General features: G+C 73.7%; 5 protein-coding genes and 1 pseudogene. 1 reads left to right on the forward strand and 5 read right to left on the reverse strand.

The window, feature by feature from the left end; all coding sequences use genetic code 11:
• The 5 genes and pseudogenes from HCN52_RS25620 to pstS all read right to left on the reverse strand — a co-directional run.
• Nucleotides 1-120, reverse strand: a pseudogene (locus HCN52_RS25620) (class A beta-lactamase); the annotation flags it as partial.
• Nucleotides 121-1,545: 1,425 nt separating this feature from the next.
• A complete protein-coding gene (pstB, locus tag HCN52_RS19670) occupies nt 1,546-2,475 on the reverse strand; it encodes a phosphate ABC transporter ATP-binding protein PstB (protein WP_168089780.1) in 930 nt (309 codons plus the stop codon).
• 89 nt (nt 2,476-2,564) lie between these two features.
• The gene (gene pstA / locus HCN52_RS19675; protein ID WP_168089781.1) at nt 2,565-3,509 is read right to left on the reverse strand and encodes a phosphate ABC transporter permease PstA; all 945 of its coding nucleotides are present in this window, start codon (nt 3,507-3,509) and stop codon (nt 2,565-2,567) included.
• Entirely contained in the window at nt 3,506-4,516 is a 1,011-nt protein-coding gene (gene pstC / locus HCN52_RS19680) for a phosphate ABC transporter permease subunit PstC (protein WP_168089782.1), read from the reverse strand. Before pstC ends, pstA begins: the two co-directional genes overlap by 4 nt.
• A 204-nt stretch (nt 4,517-4,720) precedes the next feature.
• Entirely contained in the window at nt 4,721-5,842 is a 1,122-nt protein-coding gene (pstS, locus tag HCN52_RS19685; protein ID WP_168089783.1) for a phosphate ABC transporter substrate-binding protein PstS, read from the reverse strand.
• A 446-nt stretch (nt 5,843-6,288) separates the two neighbouring features.
• On the opposite strand from pstS, the gene HCN52_RS19690 reads away from it, so the two are divergent.
• Nucleotides 6,289-7,109, forward strand: an 821-nt coding sequence (locus tag HCN52_RS19690; RefSeq protein WP_168089784.1) for a SpoIIE family protein phosphatase, incomplete at its 3' end; no start/stop codon positions are given.

Genomic DNA, 7,109 nt, shown 5'->3' on the forward strand with positions numbered 1-7,109 from the left:
CGTGCTGGTGTCGCGGTCGTCGCCCGGGGTGGCCTCGTTGAGCTCGGTCTCGGTCCGGTTGACGTTGGTCGTCTCGTCGCCGATGCCGCGCAGCGCGTGGTCTCGAGCCAGGTGGCCGCCAGCCGGGTCCAGCGCTCCGGCGCGGTCAGCCGCAGCCACTCGTCGGAGGCGGGGGTCGGCGCGTAGCGCTCGTCGGTGCCGCCGTCGGAGGCGACCAGTCCGGCGGCGTAGGCGAGTTCCGCCCAGAACGCCGCCTCCGGCTCCGGGATGTCGAGGGCGACCGCGGCGCGCTTGAGGTCGCGCACGCCCAGTCCGCCGGTGCGCAGCACGGCGGGGGGTTCGCGTTCCCACAGGTCGAGCAGCGACTCGGTGAGGGCGAGGGCGCGGTGCGCCTGTCCGGCGGCGACCACGTCGGTGCGCTCCGGCCGGTGGTGGGTGTGGACCGTCAACTCGGGCGGGTCGGGCCGCAGGTCGCGGTGGGAGCGGCCGCCGCGCAGTGCCAGCGCCACCTCACGCGGCAGCACCACGGTCCCCGGCGCGGTCGGCACGAGCAGCGCGTGGTCCAGCAGCCACCGCAGGTGCGGCGCGGGGCGGGCGGAGACCTCGCCCTGGGGCGGACCCCACATCAGCCGCCGCAGCACCTCGTGGCTGTGGTCGGGCGCCTCGGCCAGCAGGGCGCTCAGCCGGTCGGTGTCGGAGAACACGTCGGCGAGGGCGCGCGCGGCGGAGACCGGATCGGCGGTGGCACGCAGCCCGTTGGCGGCGAGCAGTTCCTGGGCGCGGCGGGGGGAGAGCGCGGTCACGGTCTCGCCGAGTGTCGGTCCCAGCCCGGTCGGCCCGGGGCGCTGCGGGGTCGGCGCCAGGAGTTCCTGCGCGGTGCGGACCAGCCGCATCGCGGTGGGCGGGCCCCAGAGCAGCGCGCGGGAACGCAACGTGGCCAGGGACTCCGGCAGCCGGTGCTCGCCGTCGCGCAGCAGCACGGTGAGGTCGTCCAGCGAGCAGGGCGGCCCCGCCACGGCGAGGGCCTCGGCGGTCTGGAGGCCGAAGGTGTCGAGGCGGTCGAGCGCCCGCTGCACCGACGCGCGGGTGCCCGCCCGTGTCGCGAGTTGGGACAGGTCGCCCGGCAGGGGCGAGAGCAGGTCGGGGCGGGCGAGCAGCAGCCCGGCCAGATCGGAGTCGGTGCGCGAGCGCAGCTCGTCGGCGAGAGTGCGGGGGTTGCTCCCGCTGGTGACCTGGCTCATCCGGACCACGGTACCCGCACGGGGCGCCGCCGGTGCCGTCCGGATGTGCGCCGGTCGGGCGGCGGGCGCGGAACGGGGCCGGGGACGGGCCCGCGATCCGGCCTCCGGCGGACGGGACGACGGTGGCGCGCCGCCCGCGCGTCGCGCCGTTCGGGCCGGGTACGCGGGCGACCCCGCGGTGGCGGTGGTGCCGCCGGCCGCGGACCCTGTCGGAGGCGGGCCGGGTTCGGGCCGGCGGTGCGCGGCCCATCCGGCCGCTCCACGCCGACCTGCCCCGAACCCACCCCGGCCCCGCCCCGCGACGTCAGCCGAACCGGCCGGTGACGTAGTCCTCGGTGCGCTGCTGCGCCGGGTTGTTGAAGATCTTCGTGGTGCGGTCGTACTCGACCAGCCGGCCGGTGCGCATGCCCTGGTGGTCGTCGATGTTCACGCTGAAGAAGGCGGTCCGGTCGGAGACGCGGGCGGCCTGCTGCATGTTGTGGGTGACGATCACGATGCTGTACGTGGACTTCAGCTGGTGGATGAGGTCCTCGATCTTCAGCGTGGCGATGGGGTCCAGCGCCGAGCAGGGCTCGTCCATCAGCAGCACGTCGGGTTCGACCGCGATGGCGCGGGCGATGCACAGCCGCTGCTGCTGGCCGCCGGAGAGGGCGTGGCCGCTCTCCTTGAGCTTGTCCTTGACCTCGCTCCAGAGGCCGACCTGCTCCAGCGACTGCTGCACCAGGCTGTCGAGGTCGCCGGAGAAGCCGTTGAGCCGGGGGCCGAACGCCACGTTGTCGTAGATCGACTTGGGGAACGGGTTGGGCTTCTGGAAGACCATGCCGATGCGGCGGCGGACCTCGGCCGGGTCGACGTCGGCGGCGTGGACGTTCTCGCCGTTGTAGATCAGTTCGCCGGAGACGGACGCGCCGGGCACCAGGTCGTTCATCCGGTTGAGGCACCGCAGCAGCGTCGACTTGCCGCAGCCGGACGGGCCGATGAAGGCGGTGACCTGGTGGCGCGGCACCTTCATGGTGATGTCGCCGACGGCGACGAAGGAGCCGTAGCGGACGCTGACGTCCCGGAGGTCGAAGACGGCGTCCTGGACGGGCTCCTGCTCCTCGGCGGACTGCGTCGCGGTGTGCTCCTCGGGCGGGGTGCCCGCCGCGGCGGCGGGGTCGTCGGTGGTGCCGCCGGCACCGGGGCCCGTGGGGGGAGCGGGGCGCTCCGCCGTCTGCGTGGACGATGCGGTCATGGGGTCCTCCCGTGGTTCGGGTCCGGGCGCGCGGCGCGGGGTGCGTCGCCGGCGCGCCCGGGAGGGGTGTGGTGGTGGTCGGTGCCGGGTCAGCCGAGCTTGTTGGCCCGGGAGCCGACGAAGCGGGCGGCCACCACCAGCAGCAGCACGATGACGAACAGCGACAGGGCGCCGCCCCAGGCGCGCTCGACGCCCGCCTCGAAGGGCTGCATGGCGCCGCTGTGGATCTGGAGCGGTACGGCGCCCTGCGCGTCGGAGAAGTAGGTGGTCACCAGGTAGCGGGAGCCGAGCGCGGTGAGGATCAGCGGCGCGGTCTCGCCGACGCCACGGGCGACGGCCAGCATCGAGCCGGTGGCAAGGCCGGGCGCGGCGGCGGGCAGCACCGTGGTCAGCACCGTCCGGGACTTGCTGGCGCCCAGCGCGTAGCTGGCGTTGCGCCACTCGTCGGGGACGAGCTTCAGCATCTCCTCGGAGGAGCGGGTCACGATCGGCAGCATGATGATCGCGATCGCCAGGGAGGCGGCGAAGGCGCTGAACCCGGTGTGGAAGATGGCGCCGCTGGAGATCAGCAGGCCGTAGACGAAGAGGCCGACGAAGATCGAGGGGATGCCGGTCATGACGTCGGTGAAGAACCGGACGAACGACGCCAGTCGGCCCCGGCCGTACTCGACCAGGTAGATCGCGGTGGCGAGTCCGAGCGGGATCGCCATGAGGATCGCGCCGACCATGATGTAGGCCGTGCCGACGAACCCCGCGCGGTAGCCGGCCTCCTCGACGCGGTAGGTCGGCTCGTCGAGGGTGAAGAAGTTCCACCCGACGGCGGCCAGCCCTTCCGAGGCGACCTTGAAGAGGATCAGCACCAGCGGGATGACGGCCACCACCATGGCGACGGTCAGCACGGTCAGCGCGACACGGTTGGCGACGGCGCGCCGCGCGGCGTTGCCCTGCGTCTCGCGCAGCGGGCGGTGGCCGGTGGGGGTGGTCCGCTCGCCGGCGCCGCGCTCGGCGGGCTTCAGGTCCGAAGTGGCACTCATACGGCGGCGTCTCCCGCGACTCGGCCGATCCGCCACACCAGGAGGCGGGCGGCGACGTTGATGACCATGGTGAAGAGGAACAGCGCCACGCCGATCGCCATCAGGCCGCGCACGCCCTCGGGGGTGGCCTCCTTGAACAGCGAGGCGATGAGGGCGGCCATCGAGTCGCCGCGCTGCAGGAGGCTGGAGTCCCAGCTCTTGGTGGAGCCGATCAGCATCATCACGGCGATCGTCTCGCCGACGGCGCGGCCCAGGCCGAGCATGCTGGCGCCGACGATGCCCGAGAAGCTGGAGGGCAGGATCACCTTCCGCATCACCTCGAAGCGGGTGGCGCCCAGCGCGTAGGCGGCGTTCTGCTGGTCCAGCGGGTTGACGGCGATGACCTCGCGCACGATCGCGGTGATGATCGGCAGGATCATGATCGCCAGCACGATGCCGGCGGCGAGGTAACCGGGTCCGAAGACCGGGCCCTCGAACAGGAAGAAGCCGCCGGCCCACGACTCCAGCCAGGTGAAGAACGGCCGCAGTACGTTGGGCACCAGCCAGAACAGGCCCCACATGCCGAAGACGATGCTCGGCACGGCTGCCAGCATCTCCACGGTGTAGGACAGCGGCTTGCGCAGGCGGCGCGGCGCCAACTGGTTGATGTAGAAGGCGATGCACAGCGCCAGCGGCAGCGCCAGGACGATCGCGATCAGCGCGGTGACCATCGTGCCGTAGATGAACGGCCAGGCGCCGTACACGCCGGTGAAGTCGGCCGGGTCGTCGCTGCGCGAGCCGCCCGACACCCAGCGGTCACCCGTCAGGAACCCGAAGAAGCCCTGGTGCTGGAAGATCGGCCACGCCTCGGTGGTGGTCCGGACGACCATGGCGGCCAGGATGATGAAGACGCTGGTACCGGTGAGGGTGACGAACCAGCGGAACGCCGGGTCGGCAACGCGGCGTCGGGTGCGGGACCGCAGCCCGGGGGGCGGGTCCTGCGGCTGCTGGTCGGTGATGACCGACATCGATCTGCTCCTGCTCGTGTGGGCCGGGCCGGGCTGGGTGGGACCGACCGCCGGTGGGCACTCCGGCGAACTGCGGTACGGCCGGCGCGTGGGCGCCGCAGCGCGGGGCGTCCTTCCCCGCCGGTGATCGGGCGCTCCCGCCGGGGCCGGGCGCCACCGCGCTGTCGTCGGTGGGGGCGCCCGGCCCGGTGCGGGGCGGCCTGATCAGGCCTCGCTGTTGGTCTTCTCGACCTCGGCCAGGACCCGCTCGGTCAGCTCGTCGCCCAGCGGCGCGTAGCCCAGTTCGTTGGCGAGCTCGTCGGCGCGCTCCGACTCCAGCGCCCAGGTCCAGAAGCCCTTGAGGATGTCGGTGGTGGCCTCGTCGTAGCCGCAGGTGTAGGTGAAGATCCAGTTGGTGCCGGCGATCGGGTAGCCCTCGCCGCCGATGCCGTCGATGGTGAACTGGAAGTTCTCCGGGACCTCGGCCTCCTCGGAGGCGGCGGAGGTGGCCTCCAGCGTCGGCGCGACGGCCTCGCCGTCGGCGTTCACGACGTGGGCGACGGAGAGGCCGGCCTCCAGCGCGAACGACTGGTTGACGTAGCCGAGGGCGCCCGGGTTCTGGGAGATGCCCTGCGCGACGCCCTGGTTGCCGTCACCGCCGAGGGTGCCGTCCGCCCACTCCAGCTCCTTGGACGCGCCGTAGGTGTCGGACCACGCCGGCACCTCCTTGTCCAGGTAGTTGGAGAAGACGAAGGTGGTGCCGGAGCTGTCGGAGCGGTGCACCGGCAGGATCTCCTGGTCGGGCAGGTCCATGTCGGGGTTGAGGCCCGCGATCGCCGGGTCGTTGTAGTTGGTGATCTCGCGGTCGTAGATCTTCGCGATGGTCTCGGCGTCGAGGACCAGGCCGTCGAGGGCCTCGTCGTTGAACGCGATCACCACGGCTCCGAAGACGACGGGGAACTGCACGGCGGAGCAGTCACGCGCGCCGGCGGCCTCCTCCAGCGCCTCGTCGTCCAGGTACTCCTCGGAGGAGCCGAAGGCGACCGACTGGCCGATGAACTGCTCGACACCCGCACCGGAGCCGACGCTCTGGTAGTTGATGGTGACGTCCGGCTCGACCTGCTGGGTGTACTCGGCGATCCACTCCTGGAACAGCGGGTCCGGGAAGGAGGCGCCGGCGCCGGTGACGGTGCCCGACAGGCCGCTGCCCTCGGAAGCCGCCGCGTCACCGCTGCCGCCGTTTCCGCCGTTGCCGTCGCCGTTGCTGTCGCTGTCGCTGCCGCAGGCCGAGAGGGCGAGGGCGGACACCGCGGCGAGCGCGGCGGTCTTGGCGCGCCAGTTGCGCATGGGTTCTGCTCCTTCAGGAACGCCGGCCCGTGCGGCCGGCAGTGATCTGATGTGACTGCGTCGGGACGAACGTAGGAGCGCCTGGCGACCGGACGAGGTTGGCCAAGTGAACGGCGGGTGAGATACCGCTGAACCCGCGACTTCACCGTGCGGACCGCGCTCGCGGGGCGCGTGAACGGCCCGGTCCGCCGGTGGAACGGGCCGGTGGAACGGGCCGGTGGGGGCCCGCGGTGACGCCGGTGTTCACCGGGGCGGACGGGACACGACGGGCCCGCCGGCGCCGGCGCACACCTCCCCGTGCACCCGCTGGGGCGCGGTGACGGCGCGCGCCGACCATGACGCGCGTCCACCCCGCACCGCCCGGGCCGAGCCGGGCCCCCGCGGCTCGGCCCGGGCTCCGGTCCGCCCGAGTGGCCGGGGCCCCGCCCCGGCGCCACAGTGGGGGTGTGGCGGGCAGCGAGGCGGACCGGGCGTGGGGCGGGAGAGGGAGTTCCCTGATCCCGCTGCTGCTCCTCGCGCTGGCCGTGGCCCTCAACCCGGCGGCACCGCCGCACATCGTCTTCACCCCGCTGATGGCCGCCGCCCCGGTGGTTGCCGCCGCCCTGCTGGGATGGCGCGGGACGGTCCTCTCGGGGATCGCGGCGACGCTCCTCGCGCTGGTGATGCTGATCTGGTCCGACGAGGCCGGGGTGGCCGAGGGCGTCGTCAAGGTGGCGACCGTGGCGACGGTCTCGGTCATCGCGGTCGGCGTCAACCTGCTGGTGCGACGGGCCCGGCGCCGGTTGGCGTCCGCGCGGGCGGTCGCCGAGGCGGTGCAGCGCGCCGTGGTCCGCGACCCGCCGCGACGCCTCGGGGGTCTCACCATCGCCTGCCGCTACCGGGCCGCGGTCCACGAGACCCGGATCGGTGGTGACTTCTACGGTGCGGTCACCGGGCCCGGCGGGGCGGTCCGCCTGGTGCTGGGGGACGTGCGCGGCAAGGGGCTGGAGGCCACGGACTCCGTGTCCGACGTCCTGGGCGCCTTCCGGGAGGCCGGCACCCTCGAGCCCGACCTGGACACGGTCTCCGCCCGCCTCGAAGCGGCGCTGGCCCGCGCCGCCCCGGCCACCGCCGCCGACGGACGCCCCGGCGGGGACGAGGGGTTCGTGACGGCGCTGGTCGCCGAGGTCCGCCCGAGCGGCCCGGGGGCGGACGTGGTGAGCGCGCCCGACCGCGCGGGCGCCCACGCGCCGGCCGTGGCGCAGTTCGCCGGAGTGCCCCCCGGCGG

Origin of the sequence: Streptomyces bohaiensis (genome assembly GCF_012033785.1) — a bacterium.
Classification (GTDB): domain Bacteria; phylum Actinomycetota; class Actinomycetes; order Streptomycetales; family Streptomycetaceae; genus Streptomyces; species Streptomyces bohaiensis.

Bases quoted from the DNA above. Each gene is read 5' to 3' on its own strand.
- pstB (WP_168089780.1), bottom strand. From the start codon at position 2,475: ATGACCGCATCGTCCACGCAGACGGCGGAGCGCCCCGCTCCCCCCACG.
- pstA (WP_168089781.1), bottom strand. From the start codon at position 3,509: ATGAGTGCCACTTCGGACCTGAAGCCCGCCGAGCGCGGCGCCGGCGAG.
- pstC (WP_168089782.1), bottom strand. From the start codon at position 4,516: ATGTCGGTCATCACCGACCAGCAGCCGCAGGACCCGCCCCCCGGGCTG.
- pstS (WP_168089783.1), bottom strand. From the start codon at position 5,842: ATGCGCAACTGGCGCGCCAAGACCGCCGCGCTCGCCGCGGTGTCCGCC.